The organism is Mesorhizobium calcicola (genome assembly GCF_042682105.1).
Taxonomy (GTDB): domain Bacteria; phylum Pseudomonadota; class Alphaproteobacteria; order Rhizobiales; family Rhizobiaceae; genus Mesorhizobium; species Mesorhizobium calcicola.
In genome coordinates, this window is record NZ_JBHUGY010000028.1 from 25,240 (window position 1) to 40,631 (window position 15,392).

The following is a 15,392-nucleotide window of genomic DNA, read 5'->3' on the forward strand; positions in this document are numbered from 1 at the left end:
AAATTTGCCTTCGCCACTTCCTTTATGGAAGGACGTACCCTCTCAGCCTTTTCGGGCAGACGGCAGGCGCGACACCAGCCTCAGAGAGATGGTCAAGCCTTCAAGCTGGTAATGCGGCCGCAGATAGAATCTGGCAGTGTAATAACCAGGATTGTCTTCAGCCTCGTCCACCTCGACCTTGGCTGAGGAGAGCGGCTGTTGTGCCTTGCTTTCTTCGCTCCCCAGCTCGGGCGAGGGGTGGACGTAACGCTGGATCCATTGGTTGAGCCACTCCTCGACCTCATGGCGCTCTTTAAACGTGCCAATCTTGTCCCGAACCAGGCACTTCAAATAATGGGCAAAGCGGCAGATTGCGAAAATGTAGGGTAGCCTAGCGCTGAGCTCAGCATTCGCTGACGCGTCCAAGTCTTCGTACTTGATCGGTTTGTTGACGGTCTGAGCGCCAATAAATACGCCAAGATCGGTATTCTTGCGGTGCAGCAGCGGCAGAAGGCCGTTCTTGGAGAGCTCGGCCTCGCGGCGGTCGCTGATCGCGGTCTCAGTGGGGCATTTTAGATCAACGCCGCCGTCGTCGCTTCGGAAGGTATGCACCGGCAGGCCTTCGACGAGGCCACCGGATTCTACACCGCGTATTCTGGAGAGCCAGCCGTAGAGCTTAAACGAGCGTGTGATGTTTACCCCCATGGCATAGGCTGCGTTCGTCCAGAGGTACCTTTGGCTATCGCCGCCGTCCGTCTCCTCCTCGAAGGCGAATTCGTCGACCGGGTTGGTCTTGGTCCCGTAGGGCAACCGCCCGAGGGTGCGCGGCAGCGTCAGCGCCACGTATCGCGAGTTTTCGCTCTCGCGAAATGCTCGCCAAGTGGCGTGCTCGGGCGTTAGGAAAATCTTCGTGATGTCGCGTGGGTTCGAGAGCTCGCGCCAAGAGTCCATCTGCAGCAGATGCGGGGAGACAGCAGAAATGAGAGGGGAGTGGCTTGCCGCAGCAATTTGCGCGAGTCCCGATAGCAATTCTATGTCTGGCGGGGTATGGTCGAAATAGTAGTCGGCAATCAGGCAGCCATAGGGTTCACCGCCGATCTGCCCATATTCTTCTTCGTAGATTTTCTTGAATAGCGGGCTCTGATCCCAGGAGACGCCCTTGTATTTTTTCAGGGCACGAGAAAGCTCCTTCTTGGAGACGGGAAGAAAGCGAATCTTTAGCGTCTCGTCTGTCTCGGTGTTCACCGTAAGGTGATGCAAGCCCCGCCAGGCTGATTCCAGATTTTGGAAATCCTCGTGATGGAGGATCTCGTTGACTTGTGTGGACAGCTTGTCATCGATGGACGCAATAATCGACTGGATAGTAGCCACGATGTCGTCGCTGATCAGGGACGTGTTACCAAGCGCCTGCTCGGCCAGTGTTCTGACTGCGCTATCCACGGCATCACGGGCTTGGTCCGAGTAGATCCTTAACTCGCATTGTAGCAAGCTGCTGAAACCGTCCGGATCAAACGTAGCAACAGTGGCGTCTTGCAACACGGCGGAGATTGTATCTGTGGACGTCATGATCAATTCTACTTCGTCTCTGTGGGTGGCAACTGAGGCGCTTTATGTTCAGCCTCGGGCACGCCGCTCAGGGCGCTGAGCAGGGACCGGTCGGCGAGCAAATTGGCGATCAACCGCTCGGCACCGTTCTTGCCGTCCATGTAGGCTAGAAGATTAGAAAGCTGCGTTCGCGCCTCAAGCAGCTTGTTCAAACTGTCGACCTTACGCGCCACGGCCGCAGGCGAGAAATCGTGCATTCGCTCGAAACTCAATTCGATGGCAAGCTGGCCTTCGCCCGTCAACAGGTTCGCTACCCGCATCGCCACCCTGGGCTTCAGCGATTTGAGCCGATCATCGAAGTTGTCAATGTCGATCTCCATCATCTTGCGCTCGGCAAGCGGAGGCAACGGCGCGGCAGGATCGCCTACGAGATCAGACATGACGCCGACCACGAAGGGAAGCTGCACCTTCTTTTGCGAGCCGTAGGTCTCGACGTCGTATTCGATTTGGACGCGAGGAGGGCGATTTCGCGAAATGAACTTTTGACTGCTCTCCTTTGCCATGTGTTCCATTCTCCTTGTCGGCTATGAAGTTGCGATGCCTCAAGTACCCTCGTCGGCAATCAGGCCGGCTATGGAGCGGTAGTGCGCAGCACCCTCCGGCGCCAGCTCTGCCACTAGAGCCATGAAGTCCTTCGACACGAGACGCTTCGCCCGCTCGAGCAGCGCTGGTACGGGGCTGGCCGGCTCGTTAACTTGATACCAGCGGCAAACGCGGCCGAGGATATTGACGACGTCATCTCGGTCGCGGATCTCTCCCGGATATGGGGCGTCGCCAGAATCCTCCGACAGGGGCATTGCGGCCACGGGCTCGGAGCGTCTATGGGCATCGACCAGTTCCTTGCCTTGGCGAAGCAGCGCTGTTAGAGGTTGGAAACGGACGGCTTCGGCCATGTCGACGCGCCGCTTAACGCTACCATCCAAATCGATGACCGCCGAGAGGCTGGCGTCGAGATCACCGCTTGTTTGGTCGAACTGGCCAGGATCGGTGTCGCCAAAGGCGAGTTTGATGGTCGTGGTATCAACTTCACATGGCTGAGACTGCTGCGCTGACATCCAGTCACCGAGCGCAAATGCTCCGAACCGCCTGGAAGCGGTGAGAGGAACGCGGCGGATGTCCGCCATAAGCCCGGAGGGATCGCACAGATTTGCCAAAGCATTGAGACGCACGGTCTGGTCGCCGCCGTCGTCTGCATCCGGCCGCGGATGTAGCTCCGGCCAGTAAATCTCGACATAAGCGACGAGAAGCTCAAGGCTCTTGGCCAGTCCAGAGAAGCCGAACTGGCTGACAGCGGAGCGTGTCAGCAAGACGCCGATGCGAAGGTCTTTGGTACGCGTAGCAAGGTCGAGGCCGAGCCGCCACACCTCTTCCCAATTGGGAGCCTCTTCCGCCTTGAGAGAGCCGCCGATATGCTGGGCAGGCCTCCCCTGCGACGCCATCTCAAATTCCAGGAAGCTTAAGTCGTAATCGAGAGCGTCCCCGCACGCGTTGCCCTCGCTGACCGGCCTCAATAGATATTCTGCATCGAGCATGACAACCCTGGACGTCGTGACTTTTACTGGGTCCGTGCTACCCCGATCCCGGAGTGCCTTGGGCCCTTTCGCTCATTTTAATGATGATCCCGGGATATTTCGCATGCGTGATTGATATGCAGGTATGCTGAAGCGCGGAGTCCACGCTTCATCCTGTGGCTGATATCGGCTGCGCATGTAGAGGAGCAGTGAATGCCTGGGGTGAGCGGTTGTGTGCGTCAAATTCTGCAAAAAGGGGCGGCCACGAGGCTGCTTGGTCGTCGAGCCTGACCGAGAGCAACTCTGTCGCCGTGCATCATGGAATATTGATTGTGCATGGCAAGGGGCGGCTGCCAGGCACTAGCATGGGACGCTCACTATCCTGGTATGGAGTGGCGGCAGTGACCACGGAATGGTGGATCGAAGGCATGACCCAAGGGGAAGCGGAGCTGGACCACGTCCTGGACGCATGGGTTGCAAAAGAGGATCAAAGAGAAAATGAGAATCGGGAAGAGGCAACAAGACGCCTGCAGCGATGACTGGCCAGAGCAGGTTTGACCGGTGCCGGCGACGCTGACGCCGAGCGGGAGCTCGGATTCACATCCGTAACGAGATCGCCCGCGAAATTAAGGGCGAGCTGACGCGCCAGGTGTTTGGTAACCGCGACATCGATCTGTGCGGCAGATCAAAAAGCGGCGAAGCGGAGGCGTCGTAAGGGCGACATGAGGGGTGGAAATAGAGAACCTAAAGGCGCATTAACGGTGACCCAGCGGCTTCTTGACGGAGTGGCTGGGGATCCGAGTGCGAGGAGTGTATTTTACGCTTGGGTTCGTGCACTCACCGAGGTTGGTTCCCAGAGCACGGCGCCACCCCCTGCAAGGCATTCTGCACTGCTGAATCCGGAGGGAGAGCTCGGCAGGAAAGGAGCGGGGAAAGGCGGAACGGGGCAAGGATCGAGCCTTTCCGCGCGCGCGGTTAAGTACGGCTTGTTCCTCGCGGGTGCGGGCTACGCCTACAACGAAGTCGCCAACAACTTCTTCCTGTCCACCACGGCGTTGCATGACGGGAAAATGGGCTTCACCAGCAACGAGCGGCTCAGGACCGCTCACGCGAAAGCGAGGGAGTATTATGACAGCTATCACGCCGCCGGCGCCGAAACCCAGCGTTCGAGTGAGCGCACCGCGGATCGAATCCGTACCTGTGGCAACAATCAATTTGCAACGTTGATTGATTACCGGGCGGCGACCCGCGTGCACGTCGCGCGCCTCGTGGACGATGAGCAGGCGCGCGCGTCACTCATTCTGAACCTGGCGTGCATGAAGGGTCATCTTGTTAAAAATGAGTGCGTGACCAAGTACAGGCCGCCGCAAGTCCCCAAGGATCCGGACCTTACAAAGAGCCAGCTGTACGATCAGAAGAACAAGTACGCTTTGACAGGCGTACTCAACGAGAAGACCGGTGCCTACGGCTACACGTCAAGGTCAATCACTCATCCCTTCGTGAACAAGGGTGCCCGGCACTTCCACGATACCATCCGCAGCGAGAAGGGCGTAACTCTCAAGCGATGCAACGAGACACTCGAAGCACTCCTCGACAAGGACTGCGGGCTTGGCGAGGAAGCTCAGTTCGCGGCCGGCCAAGCCATTCTTAATTTTAGACAGGTCTATGCTGCGCACTGGGGCCATGCCGAAAAGGTCGTGATGAAGACTCTGGTTGAGCACGGCTTCCTGTCACCGGTGGAGACTGAGAAGCTCGATTCGACTCTGATGTTCGAGAAACCCGACAAGAACAAGCTGCAGCGCAACACTAGCTTGGTGGGTCCGTGGCTGCACAATTTCGAAACCCGGCTCCAGGAGATCCGATCGGGTCAGGAGCCCGCAGTGGTCGCGGATCTGAACCATCCGCAAATCGCGGACATGAAATACCTGCCCATCGCGCATTTCAAGTTGAACGAGCAGGGTAATGGTTTCGAGGACTGCTCTGGACTGGGCGATTCATTCACATGCGCCAATGCCGTCGCCTGCATCAACCACGCTCGTTTAATGAGTGGTCGGCAGCGGCTCTCGAAGGAAGAGGTCATGGTAATCATTGCGTGCGTCAACGCAGTGTACGATGACACGGGTTCAATGCGGCATACGCTTCACGAGATAGCGCGCGGCTGTTTCGCGGGCGCTGGCTACACCATCGAGGATGCGGATGAGTTCTACACGGTTGTCTGCCGAAAGGCAGCGGAAGAGTTTTATGGTGGAAGGAACCTCTCGAAGCGTATTGGTGATAGTGTCGGGCCTTCTACGTAGACAGGCCCGCGCTTTAACCGATACCATTGGGAAGGACCGGCCTCGACGGCATTCGATGTTGCTTGGCGATCATTCGCAGGTGGTTCGATGCGTGCAGCGTCGGATTCCGCTGCTTCGCCGTTGATCCAGAAGGCATTTGGTGGACCGCCGCGGCTCTAAGTATCTGCTCCAAAAAGAAGTGAGTGATTTCAGCGGGTTGTGATTCAGTCGGATTGCTGAGATTCGACGGAGATCACGATGCCCTGGACCGAAACCACTCGCCCTCACTATGAACGGCGCTGCCCGCGCTACGCAAGCGACCTGACGAACGCGGAGTGGGCGCTGATCGAGCCGCTGATGCCGGCGCCGAACCGGATCGGCCGCCCCCGCAAGACGGACCTGCGCGAGGTTGTGAACGCGCTGCTTTACATGGCTTCGTCGGGCGGAGCATGGCGGCTTCTGCCCAAGGACTTCCCCCCGTTCTCGACGGTGCAGAAATACTTCTGGCGCTGGCGTGACGAAGGACTGCTGCGCACCATCAACAATGAACTCGTCATGGCGGCGCGCGAACGCGAAGGCAGGGAAGCAAGCCCGTCTGCCGGCGTCATCGACAGCCAGACGGTCAAGGCCACCGAAAGCGGCGGAATACGAGGCTTCGACGCTGGCAAGAAGATCATGGGCCGCAAGCGCCACATCGTCGTCGACACGCTGGGCCTGATGGTCGGCGTGGTCGTTCACGCCGCCGACATTCAAGACCGCGACGGCGCGCCGGCCGTCTTGAAATCCATCCTCAAGCGCTGGCCGTGGCTGCGCCATGTCTTTGCCGATGGCGACTATGCGGGGCCGAAACTGCGCGGCGCCCTGCAAAAGCTCGGAACGTTCACGATGGAGATCGTCAAGCGGTCGGACAGCGCCAACGGCTTCGAAGTCCTGCCGCGCCGATGGGTCGTGGTCCGCTGTACAATGTTGCCAAGTTTGGTTTCGAGTGGTCGGTGCGCATTGAGCGTCCACGCCGTATGCGGTCGCTTGTTGAGGTTCGCCGCGGTTGGGATGCGAGTCGATTTGTCGCGGCCGAATCAGAGCCAACTGGGGATTTAATGCGCCATCGACGGCCGAGCTGCGAGCCGGCCGATGGAGGCGCACATGGTCCGGCGCAAGGATCGCCCTGTGCTGCGCATGCAGGTGTCGTTCGAAGCGACAAGAACCGGCCCCCAACATCTGCTCGAGGCCTACGCCCATCTTGTGCCGACGATACGGCGCAGTTCGGGCCGCGAATGGTTGCATATCGGCTACGCATGTTAGGGAGCAGTAGAAGCCTGCTAAATTGCCGCTGCGGTTGAATCATCGGTGCGTCAGACGCGGGGCAGTTAAGGTGTCTTTAGAAAACAGGGTGGTGTGGTCGGAAGGCCTGTTTCTTCGACCGCAGCACTTTCAGCAGAACGACCGTTACGTGGAAAAGTTGCTACGCGGCAGGACTGCCGCTCTACATGGCTATGGCTGGGGCATCACTGAGCTCCGCATCAATCGCGAACTACTCGCTCTCGGCAAGATCGCTGTCGAAACGGCATGTGGCGTCTTGGAGGATGGCACGCCGTTCAGCATCCCCGATGACGCCGACCAGCCAACTCCATACGATGTTCCGGAGTACCTTCGGGATTCGCTCATCCATTTGGCGGTACCGCTTCATCGAAGCGGGGCCGTTGAAACCGACGTGCGAGCGGAAGCTGACGTGCCGATCCGCTTCGCGGGCGTAAGTCAGGATATCATCGACACAAATGCCGGCGAAAGGGGCAGCGCCTCCATTGAGGTGGCGCAGCTGCGGTTTCAGCTCTTGCCGGACGCGGCGGATCGGTCAGCCTTCACTTGCCTCCCGATCGCCCGTATCATGCAAGTCCGGGCCGACCGGCAAGTCATTCTCGATGAGGCGCACGTCGCGCCAACTCCCGACTGTGCCAGCTCCCACGTCCTCTCGAACTACATCACCGAGATCACTGGCCTGCTTCACCATCGTGGTGAGGCTTTGGCCGCGCGAGTTTCGCACTCGGGGACGCATGGGATCGCGGAAATCGCCGATTTCCTTCTGCTACAGGCGATCAATCGTTACGAGCCCTACTTCTCCCACCTTTCCAAGGCAGCGGTCGTAAACCCGGAATCACTGTATGGCGTCATGCTCCAACTGGCGGGCGAACTAGCCACCTTTGCCCTGGTTGAGAAACGTACTCAGACCTTCGGTGACTACAAGCACCACGCTCTCGCGCATACTTTTTTGCCTGTGATCCAGTCTATCCGGTCGTCACTAAACGCCATACCCGAACAGACGGCGGAGCCGGTGCCGCTACGGCCGCACAAATATGGGTTCCATATCGCCGAGGTGACCGATCGGTCGCTGTTTACGACCGCAAGCTTCGTGCTGGCCGCTCGGGCCGATGTCGAGATCGAGCGACTCCGACGCGAGTTCCCGCGCTATGTCAAGATCGGGCCGGCCGAGAAGATCGAAGAACTCGTCAAAGTCGCATTGCCGGGCATCACCATCAATCCCATATCGGTCGCGCCGCGTCAGATTCCGTTCCATGCTGGATTCACCTACTTCGAGGTCGATCCGCACAGCCGCTGCTGGATGGACTTGCCTCGCTCCGCCGCGTTGACCCTGCACGTCGCCGGCGACTTCCCCAAGCTCGAAATGGCACTGTGGGCCATTCGGGCCTGTTAGCAAAACAGTTTCCTGGGGCGCCCACTATGCAGAAGGCTCTGTTCTGTGTCCGTGAACGTCTCTCCCCATCAGCGATCGAAAGGGCGCTGGGGCGGACCCGTTCAATCTGGCCCAGCAAACATAAGGCGGCAAGCTGGGATGCGTTCGGCCGTGTCCTGGATGAAGTCGTCTCAAGCATCGAAACTGATAAGCTCCGAAGCTTCGACGCCCACTTCGAATCCGCGTATCGCGAGGGCGTCGGCGACCTGCACCCGGCACAGGGCCGTGACGAGAGCGCCCATTCCGAGAGGCATGAGCTGGGGGGTGATGTTGATTGAAAAAACGATCCCAATTTACCAGCCACCGGCCCGTTTGCCAGCCGAGAAGCCGCTGGAAATCCCTCCGCCGCCGGCGGCGGCACCAAACGAGTCTTTCTGGGAGACGCTTGCGCTCCATCAACCTAATCCGCTGATCGCGGCCGCGGCGGCGCTGCTGGGCCTTTGCGCTCAACTCAAGCGCGGTGGCAGCCATTCCGACGTTGAGGGATTGCGCCTGAAAGTGTTGCAAGAGATTGGTGCCTTTGAGCGTCGTATCATGCCGCTTGGACTGTCCTCCCCAGCGATCAAGATCTGCAAATACGCCCTTTGCGCGACAATCGATGACGTTGTTCTCAACACACGCTGGGGCAGCCACAGCGTCTGGATGACACGGAGCATGGTCGGATCACTGTTTGGCGATACCTTCGGTGGCGACCGTTTTTTCGACGTGATGGCGCACCTGAGAAAAAAACCGCGCGCCAATCTCGAACTCCTAGAACTGCTCTACTACTGCATAAGGTTGGGCTTTAAGGGCCGACACCGGGTCACTATGCGCGGAGCCGCCGAGCTCAGCGTACTTTGCGAAGACGTTTACCGTCTGATCCGCCGAGGCCGCGGTGATTTGGAGCGCGACCTGTCCCTGCACTGGCGCGGGGACTGTGAAGATCGGAAACTGCGCCGCAAATTCGTTCCGATCTGGGTCGTCGTAGCGCTCTTGGCGGGTGTCCTCCTGTCGATCTATACCGGGCTCCTGTTTGCACTAAATGCCCGCGCTGACACAGTCCTCAACGATCTCGCGAAATTGCCGCCGAACGGCACAGGGAGCGTGGTGAGGATCGTACCGCAACCAGCCGTTGCATTGCGCGGCGATCGACTGCGTCACTTTCTCGAGCCCGAAATCCGTGATCGACTCGTCACTGTGAGCGAGGACGCGCAGCAGGTCGTCGTCACCATCCACGCCGCAGGGATGTTCGATTCTGCGAGTCCGAAGGTGAAAAAAACATTCGTGCCGCTTCTTCTGCGGATCGGCCAATCTCTTAATGATGAGGCAGGAACGGTCGTCCTGATCGGGCACACCGATGCCATGCCCATCCAATCGCTCGTCTTTCCTTCAAACCACTACCTCTCGCTTGCCCGTGCCAAGGCGGCTGGCGAGATTATCAAATCCATGATGAGCGACGCAGGGCGAGTGCGAGAGGAAGGCAAAGGCCGCGCGGAGCCGATCGCGCCGAACAATACGCCCGAAGGCCGCGCGCAGAACCGTCGCATCGAAATCATCATCAGGAAGACACGCTGAGAGGCAGCCATGAAGTCAATCCGAAAGACGCTTCGGTCGCTATGGGTGCGTGTCAGCTTGGCGGGCATCGCCTGTGCTTTAATCTTCATCCTCGGACCGCACATCTCGGTCGGTGAATCTACGCCACTCGACGACCTCGGCAGTCAAATTGCGGCGTCGATGGTGATTCTCGGATATGCCGTGGGCGTCGCGCTTCAGTCTAAACTCGACGGGGTTCGGGCTTATTTCGAAGACCTCGTCCAATCACAAGTGTCCGACGCGCTGGACGGGACTGGGGCAGAGCGAAAGAAGGCGAATCCCGCGAGTTCCGACCCCGACGTGGTCCGAGCTGGCACGGCTGCTGAAAAGGAGCTGCAGACGACACTCCTTCGTCTCCGCGAGACCCTTACTATCCTCAAGGGGCGCCGCTTGGCCGGAATCGTCGGCAAGAGCTGGCTCTATCAGCGGCCATGGTATCTGGTCATCGGCCCCCCCGGATCGGGCAAGACCACCGCAATCGTCAATTGCGGGCTCAGCTTTCCGCTGGCGGACAGGTCCAGCCGGAGAGCCCTCGGGCGAACGCGCAGCTGCGAATGGTGGATTGCCGACGAAGCGGTGCTGATCGACGCCGCCGGCCGCTACACGATTCATGAAAGCGATTCAGAGCGGGACAAAGCGGCTTGGCGCGGCTTGCTTCGGCTGCTCCGTCGCTATCGGCCGCGCCAGCCGCTGAACGGGGTCTTGGTAACCATCGCAATCAGCGACCTGAACTCGACATCCGACGACGTGAGCGTCGACCAAGCCAGTTGCATCCGTCAGCGGCTCCTTGAACTAAACAGGGAGCTCCGCCTGCAGCTGCCGGTCTATGTTCTATTCACCAAGAGTGATCTGGCGGCGGGATTTGTCGAGTTCTTCGGTGAACTTGGTGGCGAGGGGACGGAGGCCGTGTGCGGATTCACATTCGCGAGAGAGCCTTCGGAGGGCGACGGCGATCCGATGGAGTCTTACATACCAGCATACGATGCGCTGGTTGGCCGCCTGAACGAAAGGCTGCTTGAACGAATGCAGCAAGAAAGTAACCCCCAAGGTCGCGCACTCATATTCGACTTTCCACAGCAGGTTGCTAGCCTGAAGTATGTGACCGAGCAGTTCTTGCAGGAGGCATTCGCCCGGAATCCGTTTCAGGAGCCGATTATGCTCCGCGGCGTCTACTTCGTAAGCGGGACGCAAGTCGGCACGCGGTTTGATCGTGTTGCGGAGGCCAGATCTCAGATATTCGAGGTCGCTAGGCCGCCTTGTCCTGGGCTCCCTGGCCCGCGGCGCAGTTATTTCATCGGCCGGCTGCTCCGCGATGTCGTTTTCGCCGAAGCTGAGCTCGTCGATGCCGATCCCCGCTTCCTCCGGCGTCAGCGGCGGGTCCGATATGGCGTCTATGCGATCGGTGCGGCGGCCATGATCGCCGCTGGCGTCTTCTGGACGGTCACCTATGTTCGAAACGTCACGCTGATCGAGAGCGTTCGTCTAACAGCTGACAGCTATGCCGCAGAGGCCAAGAAGCTGAACCTCGACCGGGTTGATAACAGCGAGCTTCGACCCATCCTGCCATTGCTCCAGCGGCTACGCAATATCAGGGGCGGCAATGCCGACGGCGACACGGCGGGCGATCGCCTCGCGGGATTGGGTCTCGACCAAAGCAAGAAAATCTCGCTTCAAGCGCGCGCGGCGTACCACCGCGCTCTCAATACTGTCCTGCTGCCACGGCTGATCTCCCGCTTGGAAACATTACTTGCGGAAACACACGATCCTTTGTTTCTCTACGAGGTACTGAATGTCTACCTGATGCTGGGTAAGCAGGCTCCGCTCCAGCGCGAGGTCGTCAAGAACTGGATGGCTGTTGACTGGCGCGTGATGTTTCCGGCCGAAGCGGACGCCGATCTTCGGCACGCGCTCGCTGATCACCTCGACGCCCTCCTGGACCCGCCACTACCTCATGTAGCGCTTAATAGTGAACTGATCGAGAAGAGCCGCGCGAAACTGCAGGCCGTCTCGATGCCCCGCGGCGTGTTCGACATCATCGCGACCAGTCCCGCGGCCTCGCAGCCGCCCACTTCGAGTCTGGACGACCATGCCGCGCCGTTAGCGGAAACCGTCCTGGTCCGTAAATCGGGACAGCCGCTCAGTGCTAAAATTCCTGGCCTTTATACACGAATGGGTTTCTACGGGACTTTCCTGCACTTGCTGCCGCAGGTGGCTGACGCTGTCGCTGCAGAAAGCTGGGTGCTCGATGCACAGGCAGTCGCGCCGGCCGCGGCCGGTGACGTGAGCCAGCAGCTGCGGCGCCCGGCGGCAGACCTCCACCCCCGGGAGTTCGCGTTCCGCCGGGACCAGCTCATTGGCGATGTGTCTCTGCGCCCAATTGGCACCATGGATGACGCGCTGCGAACCTTGGATACGCCGACCGCGCCGACGTCGCCGATGCTGCGGTTCCTTGTCGCGACGGCGCAAAAGTTAAGGCTCGAGCAGCGACCGGCCCCCGAGGACGGAATGACGAAAGGTAACGGCGTCGCAAAGAGCGAGGCACCACCAACTGACGTTGCGGAACTGATCCGCTCGCGAGCGGTCGCGGACAAGCCTGAAGCTTACGTCCGGCTCTATATGGACGATCATCTTAGGTGGCTGCACCAACGCGTCGACATACTCCCGAATAGTCAGGTGAGCGCGCAGGCGCCGATCGACAGTGCGCTCCAGAATCTCGGCGAACTGTATCGTTCGCTCAGCCAGACCCAAGGGCTGACGGGTTCGGACTGCTTGGAAAAAGACGATCAGGCGGGCGTTGCGATCCGCCAAATTGAGTCGGGAGCCACCAATCTGCCCGAGCCTATCAAACAATGAACTCAGAGGCGAGCTGAAGACGCCAGTTACTTTGATGGGTGAGCGGATCCTGTCCCACCCTTCACCCGACACACCATAATCAAGGACAGGATGAACTGGAGACAAACAATGGCTAAGGCCCATAACAGGCAAAGAGCACTGACGTTCCTGAACCTGATCGAACAGACCAAAGGCAAAGCCGATGTGGAGTTCTGTTTTGCCGTTGGCACAATCGGGGATCCGGAGGAGAAAGCTGTCGTGCTGGTGAAGAAGAGCGGGCTCAATAGTCTGGTCGGAATCCTGAAAAAAATGCCTTATGAAACCGGTGAGGATGGTAAAGCAGACGGCTTTGCGCTTCTGCAGCGCGGCACAGGCAAGATGAACGAAGACGGCGTTATCCTTCTGCGACTTGCCCGCGGAGGCAAAGCCGGATTCCAGCAGGTGAAAAGGAGGATGAAAGAGTATTTCAGGGGCTTCGGCCTGAGGCTACCCGACATGGAAGAAGCTGGAGTGTTAACGGAACAAGACGTTCGGTTATTTGAAGGCACTGTCATGACGAACTCTCAATATCTCCCGGCAGACGACGATGAACAACCGACGAACACCGTCAAGAACGCCGAGGATACCCTTTCGGAACGTGTCGAAAACGGGGAGGGGATAGACCGGAGCGAAGCGGAAGGGCATTCGCAGCGGCCTCTTTCGGACGTGCTGAAGCAGGGCGTTGCCAGCGCGGCGGCAACAATTTCCAATCACGTTCTAAGTCTGAGCGAGCAAATCGGCGCGGGCCAGACCGCCGAGTTGGCCCGATTGACTAAGAAAGTTACCGATTGGCTTGGGCCGATGCTGGCTGCGACGCCCCCGGACGAGCAGGAGGCAAAGCTGCACAACTCCACCAGCCGGTTAATGCTGATGTTGGCATGTCCTGAGAATCTGCGAAATCTCCAATACGTGGACGAGACGGCCGACGGCGTGGTCCAGGACGAGACACACGGCTCCGGCCCGGAAGAGATCGCGGTAAACGGCATAGATCTTAACAGAGTCCCGACCAACTCCCTCAAACAGGACGAGGTGATAGAGACCTTGTTTCGCCTGGCCAAGGCCAAGGCCCAAGAGCGACAGCTTTCCTTTGCCCTGGCGGAGGCGAATTCTGAAAAAATCGCGATGATAGTGTCGTCGCAATGGCCCAAGGAAGAAGGCGATGCAGCCCGCAGGCGCGAGATTGTCGAGCGTCTGATCGCCGTGGTGGAGCAGCGGCTTGGCAACGATGATCACCTCGTTGATCTGCTTGGCGTCAAAGTGACCGACCATCAGAAAGGCAAGAAGGTCATCGTGAATTTGGTCGAAAACATCAAGGACACATGGGAGGCGTGTCTCGGCACTGCGTTGACACTGAGGGACGACGTAAAGAGCAGGATCAACCGGCTGATCGATGTGGAAACCCGTGGCGGAAGCTGGAGGCGTGTCGACGACATCTTCCTGCAGTTCAATGATGAGCTCTCGGATCAACTCACCGCCCTCATCGAGGAAGAAGGCGAGGCAATGCCAGGCGCGATTGAGCGCCTCGAAGCCACAGTCCATAGCAAGCTCAGCTATCTCGACAGCAACGCGACTGTTGCATTGCTCGATAATCCTCCAATGGACCTCGGCCCGGGCACCATCGGGCAGACGCTGCGGGCGGGGCTCGCCGACATCATCAACGGCCTAAAGCGCATCAAATCCTCGCACGCAACATCCGCGCCCTAGAGAACGACGGCTTTATCAATCTGCAACCGAACGCGCCATCCTGGCCCTGACTGGCATGCCCGACTTCAACGCTATTGCGATGTGACGAAACATTCGGCCGTCGGGCCTCGGTTTGTTTCGACGGTTTTGTTGTGGGGGCTCAGCGCGGCGGCGATCTCGCGGCGCAGCCAACTATTGCCCGGGTCGTGATGGCAACGCTCGTGCCAAATCAACCCAATCTCATAGGTCGGCAGTTGCACAGGCGGGTCGACGACCGTCAGCGGCAGCATGGCGGCGAGTCGCGCAGCAACGAGCTGCGGTACGATTAGCACCATGTCGGTTGTCGAGATCACTAGGGCAGCCGTCAGCACGTCGGAAACCAGCATTGGGTCTTGGTCCGGCAAGCTTAACCTAGCCAGGCTATCATAGATCAGGCCGAAACCGCCGTTGAAGTTCGAGGAGATGGCCGCGTGGCGGAGCGACGCAAGATTCTCCCTGGTCCATCCCCGTGTCACGGCTGGGTGTTCGTGGCGTACCAGGCAAGCAAAGCGGTCGGTGTACAGGCTGCGCCGCATGTAGCCAGGGGGAGCGGCGTCAATCTGCCCGATCGCCAGGTCGATCTCACCCTGCTCAAGCCGGCTCGCGGCATCGCTGAGGAGCCGATCGGTGGCAATGTCGAGATGAATGCCGCGCTCGTACAGCCGCGGCAGCAAGAGCAGCGCTTGATGGTCGGGTAACATGATCGTTGCCTTCCACCGCCTTTCCGGGGAGGCGGAGCGGCTCGTTACGATCTCACTGATCGAATCTAACGCTGCCGGCAGCATTTCGGCGAGGCGATCGCCGAGCGGCGTCGGAGTCAATCCGGTTGAGGCGCGAACCAGGAGATCGTCATCGAACAGGCCGCGCAGCCTTGCCAACGCCCGGCTGGTTGCCGGTTGGCTTCGGCCAACGTGGTGGGCCGCACGAGTTACGTTACGGTACTCCAGCAGCGCCTCAAGCACGATCAGCAGGTTCAGGTCGATCGATGCAAGGTTCGGCATCTGCCGTTGCCGCGCGGCGTTACGACGTTTCATTAGCTGCGATCCCACGTACTCTTTTGCCTTCTTCCAGCCGCAAGCAGGCTCAGCCGTTTGTCTCTCCTCTTGG

At 59.3% G+C, this 15,392-nt stretch carries 11 protein-coding genes and 1 pseudogene; 8 read left to right on the top strand and 4 right to left on the bottom strand.

The annotated features are described in order from the left end of the window. Positions 1-42 precede the first annotated feature (42 nt). The 3 genes from tssC to tssA are packed head-to-tail and all read right to left on the bottom strand — an operon-like array spanning position 43 to position 3,116. The gene (gene tssC / locus ACFSQT_RS18570) at positions 43-1,545 is read right to left on the bottom strand and encodes a type VI secretion system contractile sheath large subunit (RefSeq protein WP_095090143.1); all 1,503 of its coding nucleotides are present in this window, start codon (positions 1,543-1,545) and stop codon (positions 43-45) included. A gap of 8 nt (positions 1,546-1,553) precedes the next feature. Then, on the bottom strand, positions 1,554-2,087 hold the full coding sequence (gene tssB, locus ACFSQT_RS18575) for a type VI secretion system contractile sheath small subunit (RefSeq protein WP_095090504.1): 534 nt from the start codon (positions 2,085-2,087) through the stop codon (positions 1,554-1,556). A 39-nt stretch (positions 2,088-2,126) separates the two neighbouring features. Beyond that, entirely contained in the window at positions 2,127-3,116 is a 990-nt protein-coding gene (gene tssA / locus ACFSQT_RS18580; protein WP_095090142.1) for a type VI secretion system protein TssA, read from the bottom strand. A gap of 701 nt (positions 3,117-3,817) precedes the next feature. On the opposite strand from tssA, the gene xopAG reads away from it, so the two are divergent. The 8 genes and pseudogenes from xopAG (at position 3,818) to ACFSQT_RS18620 (ending at position 14,267) form a co-directional block, all read left to right on the top strand. After that, positions 3,818-5,392 carry a XopAG/AvrGf1 family type III secretion system effector gene (gene xopAG, locus ACFSQT_RS18585; RefSeq protein ID WP_378926033.1) on the top strand — a complete coding sequence of 525 codons (1,575 nt, stop codon included), beginning with the start codon at positions 3,818-3,820 and terminating at the stop codon, positions 5,390-5,392. 237 nt (positions 5,393-5,629) lie between these two features. Next, a pseudogene (locus ACFSQT_RS18590) lies at positions 5,630-6,328 on the top strand (IS5 family transposase); the annotation flags it as partial. A gap of 186 nt (positions 6,329-6,514) precedes the next feature. Continuing rightward, complete coding sequence (locus ACFSQT_RS18595) at positions 6,515-6,673, top strand: hypothetical protein (protein WP_379020981.1); 159 nt, start codon at positions 6,515-6,517, stop codon at positions 6,671-6,673. A gap of 70 nt (positions 6,674-6,743) precedes the next feature. Next, positions 6,744-8,081 (top strand): type VI secretion system baseplate subunit TssK, encoded by a 1,338-nt coding sequence (tssK, locus tag ACFSQT_RS18600; RefSeq protein ID WP_095090140.1) that lies wholly within the window; start codon positions 6,744-6,746, stop codon positions 8,079-8,081. 26 nt (positions 8,082-8,107) lie between these two features. Continuing rightward, positions 8,108-8,398 carry a type VI secretion system-associated FHA domain protein gene (locus ACFSQT_RS18605; RefSeq protein WP_143748875.1) on the top strand — a complete coding sequence of 97 codons (291 nt, stop codon included), beginning with the start codon at positions 8,108-8,110 and terminating at the stop codon, positions 8,396-8,398. After that, entirely contained in the window at positions 8,388-9,674 is a 1,287-nt protein-coding gene (icmH, locus tag ACFSQT_RS18610; protein WP_378920626.1) for a type IVB secretion system protein IcmH/DotU, read from the top strand. Before ACFSQT_RS18605 ends, icmH begins: the two co-directional genes overlap by 11 nt. A 57-nt stretch (positions 9,675-9,731) precedes the next feature. Further along, entirely contained in the window at positions 9,732-12,545 is a 2,814-nt protein-coding gene (tssM, locus tag ACFSQT_RS18615) for a type VI secretion system membrane subunit TssM (protein WP_379020984.1), read from the top strand. Between the two features lie 108 nt (positions 12,546-12,653). Continuing rightward, on the top strand, positions 12,654-14,267 hold the full coding sequence (locus ACFSQT_RS18620; protein ID WP_378920630.1) for a hypothetical protein: 1,614 nt from the start codon (positions 12,654-12,656) through the stop codon (positions 14,265-14,267). A 71-nt stretch (positions 14,268-14,338) separates the two neighbouring features. Here ACFSQT_RS18620 and ACFSQT_RS18625 read toward each other — a convergent pair whose 3' ends face one another. Then, complete coding sequence (locus ACFSQT_RS18625) at positions 14,339-15,319, bottom strand: LysR family transcriptional regulator (RefSeq protein ID WP_095090136.1); 981 nt, start codon at positions 15,317-15,319, stop codon at positions 14,339-14,341. Positions 15,320-15,392: the final 73 nt, after the last annotated feature.

What these genes read in the sequence shown, in the direction of transcription:
- tssC (WP_095090143.1), bottom strand. Translation starts at nt 1,545, where the DNA reads ATGACGTCCACAGATACAATCTCCGCCGTGTTGCAAGACGCCACTGTT.
- tssB (WP_095090504.1), bottom strand. Translation starts at nt 2,087, where the DNA reads ATGGCAAAGGAGAGCAGTCAAAAGTTCATTTCGCGAAATCGCCCTCCT.
- tssA (WP_095090142.1), bottom strand. Translation starts at nt 3,116, where the DNA reads ATGCTCGATGCAGAATATCTATTGAGGCCGGTCAGCGAGGGCAACGCG.
- xopAG (WP_378926033.1), top strand. Translation starts at nt 3,818, where the DNA reads ATGAGGGGTGGAAATAGAGAACCTAAAGGCGCATTAACGGTGACCCAG.
- ACFSQT_RS18595 (WP_379020981.1), top strand. Translation starts at nt 6,515, where the DNA reads ATGGTCCGGCGCAAGGATCGCCCTGTGCTGCGCATGCAGGTGTCGTTC.
- ACFSQT_RS18605 (WP_143748875.1), top strand. Translation starts at nt 8,108, where the DNA reads ATGCAGAAGGCTCTGTTCTGTGTCCGTGAACGTCTCTCCCCATCAGCG.
- icmH (WP_378920626.1), top strand. Translation starts at nt 8,388, where the DNA reads ATGTTGATTGAAAAAACGATCCCAATTTACCAGCCACCGGCCCGTTTG.
- ACFSQT_RS18620 (WP_378920630.1), top strand. Translation starts at nt 12,654, where the DNA reads ATGGCTAAGGCCCATAACAGGCAAAGAGCACTGACGTTCCTGAACCTG.
- ACFSQT_RS18625 (WP_095090136.1), bottom strand. Translation starts at nt 15,319, where the DNA reads ATGAAACGTCGTAACGCCGCGCGGCAACGGCAGATGCCGAACCTTGCA.